Annotated in this window: 14 protein-coding genes; 8 read left to right on the plus strand and 6 right to left on the minus strand. The window is 41.6% G+C overall.

Annotated elements, in window-relative coordinates:
- Window positions 1-12: 12 nt before the first annotated feature.
- Genes gmk through QZL88_RS11235 form a run of 3 tightly spaced genes read left to right on the plus strand, consistent with a single transcriptional unit; the run spans window position 13 to window position 2,329 of the window.
- Window positions 13-576 carry a guanylate kinase gene (gene gmk, locus QZL88_RS11225; protein WP_296941209.1) on the plus strand — a complete coding sequence of 188 codons (564 nt, stop codon included), beginning with the start codon at window positions 13-15 and terminating at the stop codon, window positions 574-576.
- Window positions 573-1,157 (plus strand): nicotinate (nicotinamide) nucleotide adenylyltransferase, encoded by a 585-nt coding sequence (gene nadD / locus QZL88_RS11230; protein WP_296941211.1) that lies wholly within the window; start codon window positions 573-575, stop codon window positions 1,155-1,157. Before gmk ends, nadD begins: the two co-directional genes overlap by 4 nt.
- Entirely contained in the window at window positions 1,154-2,329 is a 1,176-nt protein-coding gene (locus QZL88_RS11235) for a Xaa-Pro peptidase family protein (protein WP_296941213.1), read from the plus strand. The genes nadD and QZL88_RS11235 overlap by 4 nt, the downstream gene beginning before the upstream one ends.
- Window positions 2,330-2,501: 172 nt before the next feature.
- Here QZL88_RS11235 and QZL88_RS11240 read toward each other — a convergent pair whose 3' ends face one another.
- Complete coding sequence (locus tag QZL88_RS11240) at window positions 2,502-3,617, minus strand: FISUMP domain-containing protein (protein ID WP_296941215.1); 1,116 nt, start codon at window positions 3,615-3,617, stop codon at window positions 2,502-2,504.
- A 327-nt stretch (window positions 3,618-3,944) separates the two neighbouring features.
- On the opposite strand from QZL88_RS11240, the gene folP reads away from it, so the two are divergent.
- Window positions 3,945-4,784: a dihydropteroate synthase gene (folP, locus tag QZL88_RS11245; protein ID WP_296941216.1), complete on the plus strand. Its 840-nt coding sequence runs from the start codon at window positions 3,945-3,947 to the stop codon at window positions 4,782-4,784.
- Window positions 4,785-4,787: 3 nt separating this feature from the next.
- On the opposite strand, the gene QZL88_RS11250 is transcribed toward folP, so the two are convergent.
- From QZL88_RS11250 to QZL88_RS11265, 4 genes are all read right to left on the minus strand, one after another.
- The gene (locus QZL88_RS11250) at window positions 4,788-5,489 is read right to left on the minus strand and encodes a 16S rRNA (uracil(1498)-N(3))-methyltransferase (protein ID WP_296941217.1); all 702 of its coding nucleotides are present in this window, start codon (window positions 5,487-5,489) and stop codon (window positions 4,788-4,790) included.
- A gap of 3 nt (window positions 5,490-5,492) precedes the next feature.
- On the minus strand, window positions 5,493-6,062 hold the full coding sequence (xpt, locus tag QZL88_RS11255; RefSeq protein ID WP_006800843.1) for a xanthine phosphoribosyltransferase: 570 nt from the start codon (window positions 6,060-6,062) through the stop codon (window positions 5,493-5,495).
- A gap of 12 nt (window positions 6,063-6,074) precedes the next feature.
- Complete coding sequence (locus tag QZL88_RS11260; protein WP_296941220.1) at window positions 6,075-7,457, minus strand: nucleobase:cation symporter-2 family protein; 1,383 nt, start codon at window positions 7,455-7,457, stop codon at window positions 6,075-6,077.
- A 78-nt stretch (window positions 7,458-7,535) separates the two neighbouring features.
- A complete protein-coding gene (locus tag QZL88_RS11265; protein ID WP_296941222.1) occupies window positions 7,536-8,204 on the minus strand; it encodes a DUF2625 domain-containing protein in 669 nt (222 codons plus the stop codon).
- A 729-nt stretch (window positions 8,205-8,933) separates the two neighbouring features.
- On the opposite strand from QZL88_RS11265, the gene QZL88_RS11270 reads away from it, so the two are divergent.
- Window positions 8,934-10,238 carry an anaerobic C4-dicarboxylate transporter gene (locus QZL88_RS11270; protein ID WP_296941225.1) on the plus strand — a complete coding sequence of 435 codons (1,305 nt, stop codon included), beginning with the start codon at window positions 8,934-8,936 and terminating at the stop codon, window positions 10,236-10,238.
- A gap of 13 nt (window positions 10,239-10,251) precedes the next feature.
- Here QZL88_RS11270 and QZL88_RS11275 read toward each other — a convergent pair whose 3' ends face one another.
- Complete coding sequence (locus QZL88_RS11275) at window positions 10,252-11,172, minus strand: endonuclease/exonuclease/phosphatase family protein (protein WP_296941227.1); 921 nt, start codon at window positions 11,170-11,172, stop codon at window positions 10,252-10,254.
- Window positions 11,173-11,583: 411 nt separating this feature from the next.
- Between QZL88_RS11275 and QZL88_RS11280 the strand changes: the two genes are divergently transcribed.
- The 3 genes from QZL88_RS11280 (at window position 11,584) to QZL88_RS11290 (ending at window position 15,537) form a co-directional block, all read left to right on the plus strand.
- Window positions 11,584-14,199, plus strand: a complete 2,616-nt coding sequence (locus tag QZL88_RS11280; protein WP_296941228.1) for a valine--tRNA ligase — start codon at window positions 11,584-11,586, stop codon at window positions 14,197-14,199.
- Between the two features lie 83 nt (window positions 14,200-14,282).
- Window positions 14,283-15,014 (plus strand): lysophospholipid acyltransferase family protein, encoded by a 732-nt coding sequence (locus tag QZL88_RS11285; protein ID WP_296941231.1) that lies wholly within the window; start codon window positions 14,283-14,285, stop codon window positions 15,012-15,014.
- Window positions 15,015-15,051: 37 nt separating this feature from the next.
- A complete protein-coding gene (locus QZL88_RS11290) occupies window positions 15,052-15,537 on the plus strand; it encodes a GNAT family N-acetyltransferase (protein WP_296941233.1) in 486 nt (161 codons plus the stop codon).
- Window positions 15,538-15,547 lie beyond the last annotated feature (10 nt).

Raw genomic sequence — 15,547 nt, forward strand, 5'->3', positions numbered from 1 at the left:
CTTATAAAATTAATGGGCAAGTTAGTCATATTTTCGGCTCCTTCAGGCGCAGGTAAATCTACAATCGTCAATTACCTGCTATCGCAGGATTTGAACCTTCAGTTTTCAATATCGGCTACCAGCCGTCCGCCAAGAGGAACGGAAAAGCACGGAGTGGAATACTATTTTCATAGCCCCGAAGAATTCAGGGAAAAAATCGCCCATGGAGAGTTTCTCGAGTATGAGGAGGTATATACGGATAAGTTTTACGGTACGCTGAAAGCAGAGGTGGAACGTATTATGAACGGTGGAGGCAATGTGATTTTCGATGTGGATGTAGTAGGCGGCTGTAATATAAAGAAATATTACGGAGATAAAGCTTTATCTGTTTTCATAGAACCACCTTCCATAAATGAACTGCGTTGCCGTCTGGAAAAAAGAGGCACCGACTCGCCCGAAGTTATCGAATCCCGTATTGCAAAAGCTGAATATGAAATGACATTCGCTCCTCAGTTTGATGTGGTAATACACAATGATAATCTGGAAGAGGCAAAAGCAAAAGCATTGAACGTGATAACTGATTTTCTGAAGAAATGAATATCGGCATCTTTTCAGGGTCTTTCAACCCGATACATATCGGGCATCTGATTCTCGCGAATTACATAGTGGAATTCACGGAAATAGAAGAGGTGTGGTTTCTGGTAAGCCCGCAAAATCCGCTGAAATCGGAGGATGAGCTTTCGGACGAACATATACGCCTGGAAATGACAGAACTTGCATTGGCAAAATACACAAAACTAAAAGCCAGTGATTTTGAATTTTCAATGCCCATCCCGTCTTATACGGTGAATACATTGGATGCTTTGCGAAATGAATATCCCGGACATGATTTCACCTTGATAATCGGAGCTGATAATTGGAATGTATTTGAAAGCTGGCGGGAATACGACAAGATCCTCGAAAATTATAAAATTAAGGTATATCCGCGATTGGGACACCGTATCACTATTCCTACGAAATTGAGGGATAAGGTTGAGGCTCTTGATTCTCCTATTATAGAGATTTCATCGACATTTATCAGGGATAGCATTTATGAGGGAAAAGATGTAAGAGCTTTTTTGCCGGATGACATATATGATTATATTTTGAATAAAGGATTGTATAAAAAAAGATTATGAACAATAAGGAAGCATTGACAAGAGATTTGGAGATTCGCTGTTCCCGCCTGCAAAAAGTAATGCAGTCAATGGAAGTAGAAGCTTGTGTATTAAGTACGTCTGTGAACGTATTTTATATGACAGGCATGGTTTACAATGGTTACTATTATCTGCCGGCCGAGGGTAGCCCTATGCATTTTGTTAAGCGGCCCGAAGGTATTGCTTTTGAAAATACGATCTATATCCGGAAGCCGGAACAAATTGCGGAAGAACTTCAAAACAGAGGCATGTCATTGCCCAAGACTTTATTATTGGAGACAGATGTCCTTTCCTTCGGTGAATGCGCCCGTTTGATGGGAACATTTAATATAACCAAAGCTGCTAATGCTTCAACTTTTATGCGTAAAATACGCAGTGTGAAAACGGATTTCGAACTGGAACAGGTGAGAGCCTGCGCCCGGAAACATGAAGCTGTTTATAAGCTGATTCCGTCCGTTTACAGGCCAGGGATGACTGATATAGAATTACAGATAGAGATAGAAAAGCTGATGCGTCTGCACGGCTCTATGGGTATCTTCCGCAGTTATGGCGACAATATGGATATCTATATGGGAAGTTTGCTGGCCGGAGAGAATGCAGAAGCTCCGTCTCCTTACGATTACGCTTTGGGCGGAGCAGGTAGTAGTCCTACTTTACCTCTGGGCGCATCGGGACAAAGAATAGAAAAAGGGCAAACCATTATGGTGGATATGGCAGGAAATTATTCGCCTTGGATGACCGATATGACACGTGTTTTTTCGTTAGGAAAGACATTAGATATCGCCTATCGTGCTCATCAGGTGTCGATAGATATTCACAACCATATTATGGATATTGCCAAACCCGGAACCGGTTGTGCCGAACTGTATAATATCTCGATGGAAATGGTAGTAAAGAATAATCTTGAACCATACTTCATGGGAACGAAGCAGCAGGCTAAGTTTGTCGGACATGGACTAGGCCTTGAGATAAACGAGCCTCCGGTATTGACTCCCCGTTCGAAAGAATTACTGGAAAAGAACATCGTTTTTGCATTGGAACCTAAATTTGTGATTCCGGAAGTAGGAGCTGTCGGGGTAGAAAATACATATGTGGTAACTGAGAGCGGAATAGAGAAACTGACCATATTGGAAGAGGAGATAATAGAGTTGTAACTTTTTTCTATTGGCATCGATTTGCAAGTTATATGTTGCTTTTAGAGTAAATGCGTTTGCATTTTAGGCGATGTTCCGACTCCAAAATTGTACAAGTTTTATTGATATAAAATTGGGATATTGTTGTAAAATAATATCCCAATTTCCACAATTTATTATCGAGCAATCGAGCTTAATCTTTTTTACATCTCACAGATAACAGATAGACATCTATATGAGGCATTCTGGCAGCTGCATACGTATTTTTGTCGAGCGCGGCAGCCTGTGTTCCAAGTACACTATTGGTAGCCCCTACCCAGAAAAAGGCTGTTTGTTTATTGTAACCAAGGGATATTTCCCCTGTTTTCTGATCCCGTGACATGCGCCCCAAGAGGATTCCGTTAAATCCTCCCTGTTCTCTACTACGGCTCACTCCGTTAGAGTTATTTTCCATAGATTGCATGTTCCATCCGGTATTTGCTCCTATCTTACTGTGAGCATATTGACATGGATTAGCTTCAACAGCATCTCTTAGTTCCCACCATTCATCTAGGGTAGGTAAGTGCCAGCCATCGGGACAGATTCCCTGTATTCCGATCAAATGAGTGGTATTTCCTATTTCGGTGCGTGTCAGCTTGGTCGCCGCCATCAGGTTATACATGTATCCGTAATGAGGATTCGTTCCCAGATCGGATTGGCTACCACGAGGGTAATAAAACCTCGGCTCTAAATAAGTAGGATCTGTTTCCATAACGGGATAATCGAATACCAGTCCGTTATTAGTTCCATCGGGCCATCTATCAGCTCTAAGGTTTTCGAGCATCCACCATCCGGCATCAGCAAACTTACCTATCTTATATTGTTCGGGTTTGGCCGAATTGCGATTGTCTACCAGAATATCGGTTTCGCTGGGAAATATTCCTTCCGATAGTAAGATCCATTCATTTCCATCCCATGTATATACACCGGGATATATTTCTTCACAAATATCTAAGTTGATATTATATACTGTAAGCCCTGTATGAGACTTATCTTCAGAATCTTTCTTGCTGCTTGTGTTGTTTTCATAATCTGTATCCCCCAAAAACATAGGGAATAAATCCGCATTGCTGGTCAATTTCACCCGGGGAAGCATCAATCCCTTGGTTGCATTGGTGTTATTAACTGTTGGCTGATTCTCTTTTAGATCGAGAATGGCTCCTTCCGAAGGAAGAATGGTTGATCCAATAGTAACTTGAGCATTCGCATTATAATAGCTAAAGAACCCGGCTAAAACGGGTATAAATAGTTTAGAATACAGTGTCTTCATTCTGTGTGTGTTTGTAAATGTCCTTGATAAATCGATAGAAACCAAAAATAGAGGTCGCAAATGAAATGCAGGTGCTATATTTGCAAAATAAATATCCCATATTAGCAAGCTGTTGTATTTCAGTTGTTTATTTTCGATGTTTATCCCGCTAATTTCCACTTACCTTCACTTCGTTGATTGCGAGTTGTCAGATTTTAACATTTTGACTAAGCCTGAATAAGGATAGGAAAGCTGATACTGTGACAAAAAAACGCTTACTTTGTATCCACATTGAAAAAAGTTTGATTTACCTGTAATCTGTTCACAGAATCACTATAAGAAAATCCGATGAAAACAATCAATATTAAAGGAGAACTGCTAGATCTGTCTTATCCCGTTGTAATGGGGATACTAAATGTTACTCCCGATTCATTTTATTCGGGTAGCCGCAAAGAAACCGAACAGCAGGTTATAGATAGGGTTTCGGAAATACTTTCTCAGGGAGGAACGATTATAGATATAGGTGCACAGTCAACCCGTCCTTCTTCTACCTTGCTCTCTGCACAGGAAGAAATAGAGCGGCTGAAGTTTGCTTTGCCTGTTATCAGCAGGGAATTCCCCGATGCTATCCTTTCGGTAGATACTTTCTATGGCGATGTAGCCCGTTTTTGCGTTGAGGAACATGGAGTAGCCATCATAAATGATATTTCGGGCGGTGAAATAGGCAAAAGTATGTTCGATACGGTTGCCCGGCTTAATGTGCCTTATATATTGATGCATATGCGCGGTACGCCGCAAACGATGACGGATTTGACAGACTATGATAATCTGATTCAGGATATCTTCTATTATTTCTCTAAAAAAGTAGCTGAACTGCATTTACTCGGTGTGAATGATATTATTATCGATCCCGGATTCGGGTTTAGTAAAACGATGGATCAGAACTATGAGTTAATGGCTACTTTGCGGGGTTTCTCTGTTTTTGAATTACCTCTTTTGGTCGGTATTTCGAGAAAAAAAATGATTGCCGGTTTGTTGGACACAACTCCTGCCGGAAGCCTCAATGGAACCACCATCCTGAATACCTTTGCCTTGCAGAACGGGGCGGATATCTTACGGGTGCATGATGTGAAAGAGGCGGTGGAAGCGGTGAAAATAGTGAAGAAACTGGAGGAATATAAGTTCTGACTGTCAGTTCAGAACATGTAATGTGTGACAAGCAACCAGTGCAGCCGTTTCGGTACGTAAACGACTTTCGCCTAAAGAGATCGGTTCAAAACCGTTATCTATAGCCATTCTTACTTCCTCTTCAGAGAAGTCGCCTTCCGGCCCGATAAGAATGAGGGCATTACCGCTTTTCTTATAAATATCTTTCAACAATACTTTTTCCTGTGGATAACAATGGGCTATGAACTTTTGCCCGTCAAACTCCTGTTTGATGAATTTAGAGAAAGATTGCATATCATCCAGTTGGGGCAATAAGGCTTTTTGAGATTGTTTCATCGCCGAAACAAGTATCTTTTCTATCCGCTGAGCCTTTATCTCCTTCCGTTCGGAATGTTGGCAAAGAATAGGGCTGAGGCGGTCGATCCCTATTTCTGTAGCCTTTTCTGCAAACCATTCTATACGGTCGATATTTTTTGTCGGGGCAAAAGCTATTTGCAGGTTGAAGTCCCAGTCTTTGGGTTGTTCTATTGTTTTTAGGATGTTTACTATACAATGTTTCGGGTTGGCCTGCATTATTTCGGCATCATAAAAAAAGCCTTTTCCATCGGTCAACAATATTTCATCGCCTTCTTTTTTACGTAATACTTTTATGCAATGCAGAGCTTCCTCGGCAGGCAGCTCTACATTGGAGAGAATATCAGGGGTAAAAAAGATTGTTTTATCCATTGTTTAATCTTCGAAGATGATCTTATTATCGCCCAATTCCTTTATTTTAGCCAGCGACTCTATGTGGATACCGAGTTCACGCAGACGTTGTCCTCCGTCCTGAAAGCTTTTCTCGATAATAAAGCCCATGCCGTAAAGTTCGGCCCCGGCCTCTTTGATCAGGTTGTATATGCCGATGGCCGCGTTACCGTTAGCTAAAAAATCATCGATGAAAACGACTTTGTCGTTCGGGTTCAGGAAATCTTTACTTACGCAGATTGTATAGTCCTTATCCTTGGTAAAGGAATGGGCAATAGTAGACACCATATTTACCATTGTTTTCGGTACTGCTTTTTTTACAAATACGACAGGCAATTCGAGCAGGTAACCCAGCATGATAGCAGGGGCAATGCCACTGGCCTCTATTGTTATAATTTTATTTATCGGCAGATTTCCGAACTTGCGGACAAATTCCACTCCTATCGACTTCATCAGGATGGGATCCATCTGGTGATTGATAAAGCTATCTACTTTAAGGATTCCTCCGTCAAAGCTTTTTCCATCCTTAAGGATACGGTCTTTTAGTAATTTCATAACAATAAATATTTAGTCTTTGATACGGATAATCACATTAGCAAGGATGGCAACAACTCCTCCGGTAGTAATTCCCGAAGCAAAAATCCCTTTTATAGCAGTCGGCATCTGGGATAGGATATCAGGAACCAGTTCCACACCGAGCCCACAGGCAAAGCTGACCGCAAGTACCAGTATGGCTTTTCTATCTATGTTTTGTGATGCAATAATGCGTACTCCCGATGCGGCAACAGTACCGAACATCAGCAATGTGGCGCCTCCAAGTACGGGCTCAGGCATAATAGAAAAGATACCTCCGATGAAAGGGAAGGCACTCAATATAACAAGGAATGCGGCGATATAGTAACCTACTCGGCGACTGGCTACCCCTGTCAACTGGATCAGTCCGTTGTTCTGTGCAAATATAGAATTAGGGAAAGAGTTGAATACTCCGGCTATAGCCGAATTGATACCATCGGCCAATACTCCACCCTGTACACGTTTCATAAATTTAGGACCTTCTATAGGTTCTCCGCCAATCATCGAGTTTGCTGTGATATCACCGTATGCTTCTATAGAAGTAATAAAGTAGATAAGAGCTACGGCAATGAAAGCAGAGAGGTCGAAGCTTAACCCGTACTTGAATGGCTGGGGAATGGTAAATGCTCCTATTTCACCCATATTAGAAAAATCGATCCACCCCATAAAGTATGACACAACATAGCCGATAACAATACCTATGATGATCGAACTCATGCGGATGTACTTATTCTTTATGCCGTTCAATATAAGAATGGATACAAGAACAAGGGCTGCGATACCCAGATTCTGCAGACTGCCGAATCCTCTTTCTCCTTCAAGACTCATGGCTCCGAATCCGCCACCGCAGGATATAATTGCCACTTTAATGAGGGAGAGTCCTATCATTGTTACCACAATGCCCGAAACAAGTGGAGTGATGATCTTCTTTGTATATTTCAGCAAGCGGCTCACTATCATTTCCACAGGAGAGGCAGCGATACAGACTCCGAATATAGCGGCAAGAATGGCAGCTTCGGTCATATCGCCTTTAGCTGCGAAACTGGCAGTCAGCGCACCGATGAAAGAAAAGCTAGTTCCCTGTATACAGAGTAAGCCACAACCCACAGGGCCGAAACGGCGGCACTGTATAAATGTAGATATACCCGAAGCCAGTAAAGCCATGGAAACAAGGAATCCTGTGGTTTCTGCACTGAAATTTAACGCCCGGGATATAATTAACGGAGGGGTTATGATAGCCACAAAAATAGCCAGCAGGTGTTGAAACCCTGCAAACATAGCCTCGCTGAAAGGCGGTTTATCCTCAATCTGATAAATCAGGTCTGTTTTTCGTATCGGTTGGATAATTTCATCCGCTTCTTTCTCTGTGACTTGCATATACTTTAGCTATTTAAAGATTTTAAAAAATTAGATTTATACTAATGTTATTTCACCTTACACTATCGGCGTGCCATCTCAGCCGAGAGTATCTTTCATTTCCATATTGAATTCGTACACATCCTTCACTGGTATAACCCTTCTGGAAACATTGTTTATATCTTTCCCCTCCTTTGTCCACAGGAAAGGCACAAAGCTGTATGCATAATCGGGATTGAGCGCTGCGACATCCTTTTCCCAGCCTTTCCAACGCAGCCCTTCATAAAAGTCGTTCATATCCGTTTCGAAACAAAATAGAAGGAACTGGCTATACCCGATTTCCATCGGTATCCATCGCAGCGATTCGGGTGCAAAATAATACATATTGCCCGCGTCCTTTCCCAGAAAGCCCGCATTAATCGCATAAAATCCCCCAATGGCATCATCTGCCACGAGCATATATGGTGCAGGTTCACCGAATTCTTCAAATGTTTTGCCTTGATTCCAGTCCGGCAGGGTTCTCTTCATCCGGTCGCTACCTGAGCCCAGGATTCGTATCCAACCATTGTCGATGAGTAGTCCGCCTGTTTCGTAGATGATTGCTCCCATCAGGGAACGTGTGGTGACTTGGGTATTTACCAGAGCATTTTCGGCTCGCTGACGTTCGCAAGGTAGAATTTCCACCTTGTTTTTGGCCATGCTTATCCATTCCTTGATAACAGGCCAACCCGGATCTTCCGTATTTACAAGCTCTTGTAGTGTACGCATAGGTACAGGTTTTAGAATAAGGTGCAAAATTAGTATAATTATAGATATATGCTAAATAATGTAGGGGGAATAATGTAAAAGTCAACGTTAAATATGACATTTTGGAAAAAAAGAGAGCTTCATCACGAATCAGGCCGCCAACAGTGATTGAAGTAAAAGTTGATAATTCGATTCCATTCTCAATTTGTTAAAATCTGACATGTCTGACACTTTTTACAGTAAACAGTAAATAACCCGTAATTGTTAAAAGGTAACAAAGGTTACACATATATCAGTAAACAGTCAACAGTTAGCAGTCAACAATTAGAACTCCTTCAAACTTATTACTCAACGCTTACTACTTTGAAAAGGTAACAAAGGTAACAGGTTTTATGGTTTTTGTAGGGGCGAAACATCTTTCGCCCGCAATCAGTATAGAGCGAATGTTTATTGGCTCCCCCGATTTTCAATTCGCCCCCTACAGTTTTCCAAAAAAGTAACAACCAACTGCCACGGGAATATAGCGTATATAAAATCTATCCCTTTCTGATATTTCAAAGATCACTTTTATTGCCAAATTCGTTAATAGGCATATAAAAATAATATAGATAATTATTTTCTGTTTTGTTGATGAACTTACCCTCTTCAAATGTCATAGATCCGGAAAGATTATCTTCTCAGCAAAACATTCACATCTTTATTAAATTATTATATTTGACATCAATTTTTAATCGCATAATATAGACTTATATGCTGATACAATTCCTCTTTGTCCTCACAGCCATTATTATAGGAGCCCGGATACAAGGCATCGGATTAGGTGTAATGGGAGGATTGGGGCTTGCCGTCCTTGTCTTCGGTTTCGGGCTGGAACCGACTTCGCCACCCATAGATGTCATGCTGATGATAGTCGCCGTTATTGCGGCGGCAGGTTGTATGCAGGCGGCAGGCGGACTCGATCTGATGGTATCGATGGCTGAGAAATTCTTACGGAAGCATCCGCAACGTATTACATTGCTAAGTCCGATAGTCACTTATCTGTTTACCTTTGTTGCCGGAACAGGGCATGTAGCCTATTCTGTATTACCTGTAATAGCGGAAGTTGCCCGTGAGACAAAGATACGACCCGAGCGACCACTTGGTATCGCTGTAATCGCATCCCAGCAGGCTATAACTGCCAGCCCTATCTCGGCGGCCACAGTAGCATTGCTAAGTATGCTGGCAGGATATGATATTTCCTTGCTTGACATCTTAATGATAAGTATACCATCGACTCTGATCGGAGTATTATTGGGTGCCTTGTTCAGTATGCGAGTGGGAAAGGAATTGCATGAAGACCCTGAATATCTCCAACGGGTAGAGGATGGCATGTTTGCTAAAAGTACCTCGATAGAAAAAATAGATTATAAGTTGAAGAGTAAGGCGGGACTGTCTGTTCTTATATTTATTCTGGCAACTGTCTTTATCATCCTGTTCGGGTCAATAGAAAGTTTGCGTAATATAGGGGGCAATAGGTTGAATATGCCCATTATTATTGAAATATTGATGTTATCTGCTGCTGCCCTCATCCTGCTCACTACAAATACAAATGGGATAAAAGCGGCACAAGGCTCTGTCTTTATCGCCGGAATGCAGGCAGTAGTTGCCATATTCGGAATCGCCTGGATGGGGGACACTTTTATCAATGGAAATATGGAGCAATTGCGCACTTCTATCGAAGGAGTAGTAACCTCAATGCCCTGGATATTCGGAATCGCTCTATTTGTAATGTCTATTCTGCTATATAGTCAGGCTGCCACCGTGCGCGCACTGATGCCGCTTGGCATTGCACTAGGGATATCTCCGTGGATGCTGATAGCTCTTTTCCCTACGGTAAACGGATATTTTTTCTTGCCAAACTATCCTACTGTTGTAGCGGCTATTAATTTCGACCGTACAGGGACTACCCGTATCGGTAAATGGGTTTTGAACCATTCCTTTATGTTGCCGGGATTGGTTGCTACCATCGGAGCCGTGTGTACGGGCATACTGATGATTATGTTATTGGGAAAATAATACGGTTATCCTGTTATTTAATAGTAAAGGTGCTGAGTACAGCCCTGTGATCGGACGGATAATTATTGAACTTTATATTACTAAAAGGACTTTCTTCCCCTACAATCTGAGAATTCTCCAGTTTGATATTATCCCCTGAGAAGAATACAAAATCGATACGGTCCAGTACTTCTGTATATGCCTTTGTCTCAGGCAGAGTTGTCCATGTATGTCCGGGATCTTTGACTTCATCCGGATATTTCTTTCGATAAGAATCATTTAGTCCGGCATCTATAAAGGCTTTCGTAGATGGCCATGCGACAGCTATTTTACATAGCTTTGCCTCTACAGCATTGTTAGTCCAGTCCAGACAGGATGGTTCGTTAAAGTCTCCTGTCAAGAATATCGGATACCCTTCTTTCTGAATGGTCAGGATATCTGCTACATTAGATTTCACTTCTTTTTCACGCGATTTTTTTGCAGACTCGATAGCTTCTGCGGCAGTGGAAAGAAGTGGGGCTCCACAATATTCGATTCCGTTCAGCTGGTATGGTTCGTAAGGGCAATACATCAGATGAACATTGAACATCCACACAAAATGGCTGTCATCTATCTTTATTTTTACTCCTTGCTTATTCTCCGATGTGTCTACAATAGGGTATTTACTAATGATGGCTGTACTTCTTCCATATACATAGGAATGCCAGTTCAGACTGTCTGCTATCTGCTTTGCCGTGTTATGGTCCTTACGTGTGGCTTCTTGTATGCCTATAATATCGGCACCGCTGTTTACCAGGACTTCGGCCGTGGCTTCGATGGATTTACCTCCACCCATCCATATATTAAAGCTCATTACCTTTAGTGATATGGGGTCTGAAGCTTTTTTATTTCCGCAAGATGCTGTTGTGGTAAGCAGGATAAACGATAATAAAATCAATCCGGATATGTTTTTCATATTATATTGGGACTATATGTTTTTCGGGGATACAAGATACATCTTTACTTGGATACTGCAAAATAAGAAATGATTGAAAACTATTTCGTATTTTTGTTCCCTCTAAAAGTTTTAAGTAACTGTTAGGGAATTTCTCGTTCTAATTTTTTAGAGTTGTTTTTGAGGCGATTTTTGCTTCCGCGAAGTGATGGTAGCGGGCTACCTGAGCTGAGTGAAAGTGAAAATTAGCCAAAAACAGACTAAAAATGAACGAAGAACTACTGGTTTTTCATGTAAAAAACGTTTTTGTGAAAATCCCTAACAGTTACTAAGGTCGCAGACCTGTTTATTATTTTGGTAAATAAAGCAACAATAGTCAATTATGATTCAGAAGTGCATCATTAAAATCTATCTGTTACTAAATGATTAATTATGGAAATTGCAAGTAAATACAATCCTGCTGAAGTAGAAGACAAGTGGTATAAATACTGGTTGGAAAACAGGTTCTTTCATTCCGAACCCGATAGTCGTGAACCCTATACGATTGTTATCCCTCCACCTAACGTCACCGGTGTGCTGCACATGGGGCACATGCTGAACAATACTATTCAGGATATACTTGTACGCCGTGCCCGCATGATGGGCAAAAATGCTTGCTGGGTGCCGGGTACCGACCATGCCTCCATTGCTACTGAAGCAAAGGTGGTGGCAAAACTTGCGTCTGAAGGCATAAGTAAATATGACCTTACACGTGACGAATTCCTGAAACATGCATGGGACTGGACTCATAAACATGGTGGCATCATCCTTGAACAGTTGAAAAAGTTGGGAGCATCGTGCGATTGGGATCGTACATGTTTCACTATGGACGAAAAACGGTCGGAAAGTGTAATAAAAACATTCGTAGATTTATATAATAAAGGACTTATTTACCGCGGCATCCGTATGGTAAACTGGGATCCTGCCGCCAAAACCGCAATTTCGGATGAAGAGGTTATCCATAAGGAAGAGCATGGAAAGTTGTATTACCTGAAATATAAAATTGAAGGGGAAGATGGCTTTGTGGTAATTGCTACCACCCGTCCCGAAACTATCTTTGGAGATATCGCTGTATGTATTAATCCGAACGACCCCAAAACAGCATTTGCGAAAGGTAAGAAAGTTATTGTGCCTATCGCCAATCGTGTTGTACCTATTATAGAGGATGAATATGTGGACATGGAGTTCGGAACAGGATTTCTGAAAGTTACTCCTGCACATGATGTGAACGACTATATGCTCGGTGAGAAATACAATCTAGAAGGACTCGATATTTTCAACGATGATGGTACATTAAACTCATACGGACTTCAGTACGAAGGCATGGATCGTTTCGATGTGCGTAAAAAGATAGAGAAGGACTTGCAAGAATTAGGTCTGCTCGAAAAAGCGGAAGCATATACCAACAGTGTCGGATATTCGGAGCGTACACACGTGCCTATCGAACCGAAATTATCGATGCAATGGTTCCTGAAAATGGAAAATCTGGCAAAACCGGCACTCGATGCAGTTGAAAACGATACAATCAAATTCTATCCGGCCAAGTTTAAAAATACATACCGCCATTGGATGGAAAATATTAAGGACTGGAATATAAGCCGTCAACTATGGTGGGGACATCAAATTCCGGCTTATTATTTGCCTGAAGGAGGTTTTGTAGTAGGAGAAACTCCAGAGAAAGCATTGGCCGAGGCGCAGAAGATAAATCCAAGTTTGCAAATGGAAGACCTGCGTCAGGATGAAGACTGCCTCGACACATGGTTCTCTTCGTGGTTGTGGCCAATATCTGTTTTCGATGGAATAAACCATCCTGACAATGAAGAAATAAACTATTATTATCCGACGAATGACTTGGTAACAGGGCCGGATATCATATTCTTCTGGGTAGCCCGTATGATTATGTCCGGATATGAATATCGTAATAAGGCTTGTTTCGAAAACGTTTATTTTACAGGGATTGTACGCGATAAAGAGGGGCGTAAGATGTCGAAACAATTAGGTAACTCTCCTGATCCGCTCGATCTGATTTCGAAATACGGAGCAGACGGCGTGCGCATGGGATTGCTGCTCACTGCTCCGGCAGGAAATGATATTCCGTTCGATGAGGCTCTTTGTGAACAGGGGCGCAACTTCAATAATAAGATATGGAATGCTTTTCGTCTGGTAAAAGGATGGGAAGTGGACAAGAATATTGAGCAGCCTGAATCAGCTAAAATAGCGATAGAATGGTTTGAAAATATATTGGCTAAAACAACCGCGGAACTCGACGATTCTTTCGGTAAGTATCGCTTATCCGAAGCTCTGATGGCAGTTTACAAACTGTTCTGGGATGAATTCTCATCGTGGTATCTGGAGATGGTGAAGCCTGCTTATCAGCAGCCGATAGATGCTAAGACATATGAAGCTACGCTTGGCTTTTTCGATTCGCTGCTTCGTCTTCTTCATCCGTTTATGCCGTTTATCACAGAAGAATTATGGCAGGCATTAACCGAAAGAAAAGAAGGCGAAAGTATTATGGTTTCCGATATGCCAAAAGAATCTTCATCTGATAATGAGTTGCTCGAAGCCTTCGAAAAGGTTAAAGAAACTATTGCGGGAGTGCGTACCATCCGTCTGCAAAAGAATATACCGAATAAAGAAGAATTATCGCTTGAGGTTATTGGCGGATACAATACTGCTTTCGATAGTGTTATTTCCAAGATGGGAAACCTTACATCGATAAAGACTGTAAGTGAAAAAGATGTTACGGCGGTATCTTTCTTAGTTGGTACAACTGAATTTTCCGTTCCTCTGGGTAACAATATCGATATAGAAGCCGAATTGGAGAAACTGAATGAAGAACTCGTTTATCTCGAAGGGTTCCTCAAATCGGTAGCGAATAAACTCAGTAACGAAAAGTTTGTAGCTAATGCCAAGCCTGAAATTGTCGAAAATGAGCGCAAGAAACAGGCAGATGCGGAAAGTAAAATAAAAACGATAAAGGAAAGTATTGCTAATCTGAGCAAATAGATTCCCTGATCGTATGAAGATAAAAGAAAGGAGCTGCACCGGTAGCAGTTCCTTTCTATTTAACCCTCCAAAAGATAAATAATATGGCTCGTATTTTATACTTTCCTTACCAGTGGTTAATATTTGTTCCATTACTGATTCTGTCCACCATTTGGTGTACACTGACTATTATAATAGGCTCTGTCATTGGCAACAATAAATTCTGGGGATATTATCCCGGAGTGATTTGGGGCAGGTTTGTATGTATGGCCGCATTATTAAGAATCAAAATTAACCGGAATGAGAATCTCGATAAAAATCAGTCGTACGTCTTTGTGGCCAATCATCAAAGCGCGTTCGATATTTTCCTGATATACGGTTATTTGGGGCATAATTTCAAATGGTTGATGAAGCAAAGCCTGAAAAAGATGCCTTTAGTAGGTTTTGCCTCCGATAAAGCCGGCCATGTCTTTGTAGACTCCACCACCCGCAAGGGAATAGTGGATACGATGCGAAAAACAAAAGAGACGCTCAAAGATGGTATGTCTACTGTTGTTTTTCCGGAAGGTCACCGCTCTCCGGACGGGAAGATGGCTGAATTTAAGAAAGGCGCCTTCCAGACGGCGCTTAGCCTTAAACTGCCGATAGTTCCGCTTACCATCGATGGAGCGTATAAGGTATTGCCTATTCATTCGTGGATAATGAATCCTGTGAAGATAACCCTTACTTTCCACGACCCGATAGAAACTGCTAATCTTAAATCGGACGATTTGCCCGAACTCATAGATAAGGTATATGCCGTAGTAGAATCTTCGCTACCTAAAGAGAGCCGGTGAACTATGGCTTTTAAAGGCTGATTATATCAAGACTATAATGGATGAAATACTAATCCGTCCCATAGAGGAAAAAGATAATAAGGAGCTTGCTGCTTTAATCAGGGCTGTGTTTGATGAATTTGGTTCTGAAAAGGTAGGTACGGTATATAGTGACCCTGAAACAGATGCTCTTTTTCAATATTTTTCAGAAGATAAAGCAGAATACTGGGTTGCAGAAGAAAATGGGTTACTTATAGGGGGATGCGGCATATATCCGACAAAAGGTCTATCCGAAGAATGCGCAGAATTGGTTAAGCTTTATTTGTCGCCCTCGGCCCGAGGAAAGAAGCTTGGTTTTCGTTTATTCGAAAAGTCTATTGATCGTGCTATGGCACTAGGATATAAACAACTCTACCTTGAGTCTTTTCCCGAATTTTCCAAAGCCGTGTCTATGTATGAGTCTTTCGGTTTTAAACAGTTGGAGCATCCTCTAGGGAACTCCGGACATTATGCATGTACTATTTATATGCTCAAGAACCTTTAGTTTTCACGAT

It is taken from the genome of uncultured Dysgonomonas sp. (assembly GCF_900079725.1).
GTDB lineage: Bacteria > Bacteroidota > Bacteroidia > Bacteroidales > Dysgonomonadaceae > Dysgonomonas.

Bases quoted from the DNA above. Each gene is read 5' to 3' on its own strand.
- gmk (WP_296941209.1), top strand. From the start codon at position 13: ATGGGCAAGTTAGTCATATTTTCGGCTCCTTCAGGCGCAGGTAAATCT.
- nadD (WP_296941211.1), top strand. From the start codon at position 573: ATGAATATCGGCATCTTTTCAGGGTCTTTCAACCCGATACATATCGGG.
- QZL88_RS11235 (WP_296941213.1), top strand. From the start codon at position 1,154: ATGAACAATAAGGAAGCATTGACAAGAGATTTGGAGATTCGCTGTTCC.
- QZL88_RS11240 (WP_296941215.1), bottom strand. From the start codon at position 3,617: ATGAAGACACTGTATTCTAAACTATTTATACCCGTTTTAGCCGGGTTC.
- folP (WP_296941216.1), top strand. From the start codon at position 3,945: ATGAAAACAATCAATATTAAAGGAGAACTGCTAGATCTGTCTTATCCC.
- QZL88_RS11250 (WP_296941217.1), bottom strand. From the start codon at position 5,489: ATGGATAAAACAATCTTTTTTACCCCTGATATTCTCTCCAATGTAGAG.
- xpt (WP_006800843.1), bottom strand. From the start codon at position 6,062: ATGAAATTACTAAAAGACCGTATCCTTAAGGATGGAAAAAGCTTTGAC.
- QZL88_RS11260 (WP_296941220.1), bottom strand. From the start codon at position 7,457: ATGCAAGTCACAGAGAAAGAAGCGGATGAAATTATCCAACCGATACGA.
- QZL88_RS11265 (WP_296941222.1), bottom strand. From the start codon at position 8,204: ATGCGTACACTACAAGAGCTTGTAAATACGGAAGATCCGGGTTGGCCT.
- QZL88_RS11270 (WP_296941225.1), top strand. From the start codon at position 8,934: ATGCTGATACAATTCCTCTTTGTCCTCACAGCCATTATTATAGGAGCC.
- QZL88_RS11275 (WP_296941227.1), bottom strand. From the start codon at position 11,172: ATGAAAAACATATCCGGATTGATTTTATTATCGTTTATCCTGCTTACC.
- QZL88_RS11280 (WP_296941228.1), top strand. From the start codon at position 11,584: ATGGAAATTGCAAGTAAATACAATCCTGCTGAAGTAGAAGACAAGTGG.
- QZL88_RS11285 (WP_296941231.1), top strand. From the start codon at position 14,283: ATGGCTCGTATTTTATACTTTCCTTACCAGTGGTTAATATTTGTTCCA.
- QZL88_RS11290 (WP_296941233.1), top strand. From the start codon at position 15,052: ATGGATGAAATACTAATCCGTCCCATAGAGGAAAAAGATAATAAGGAG.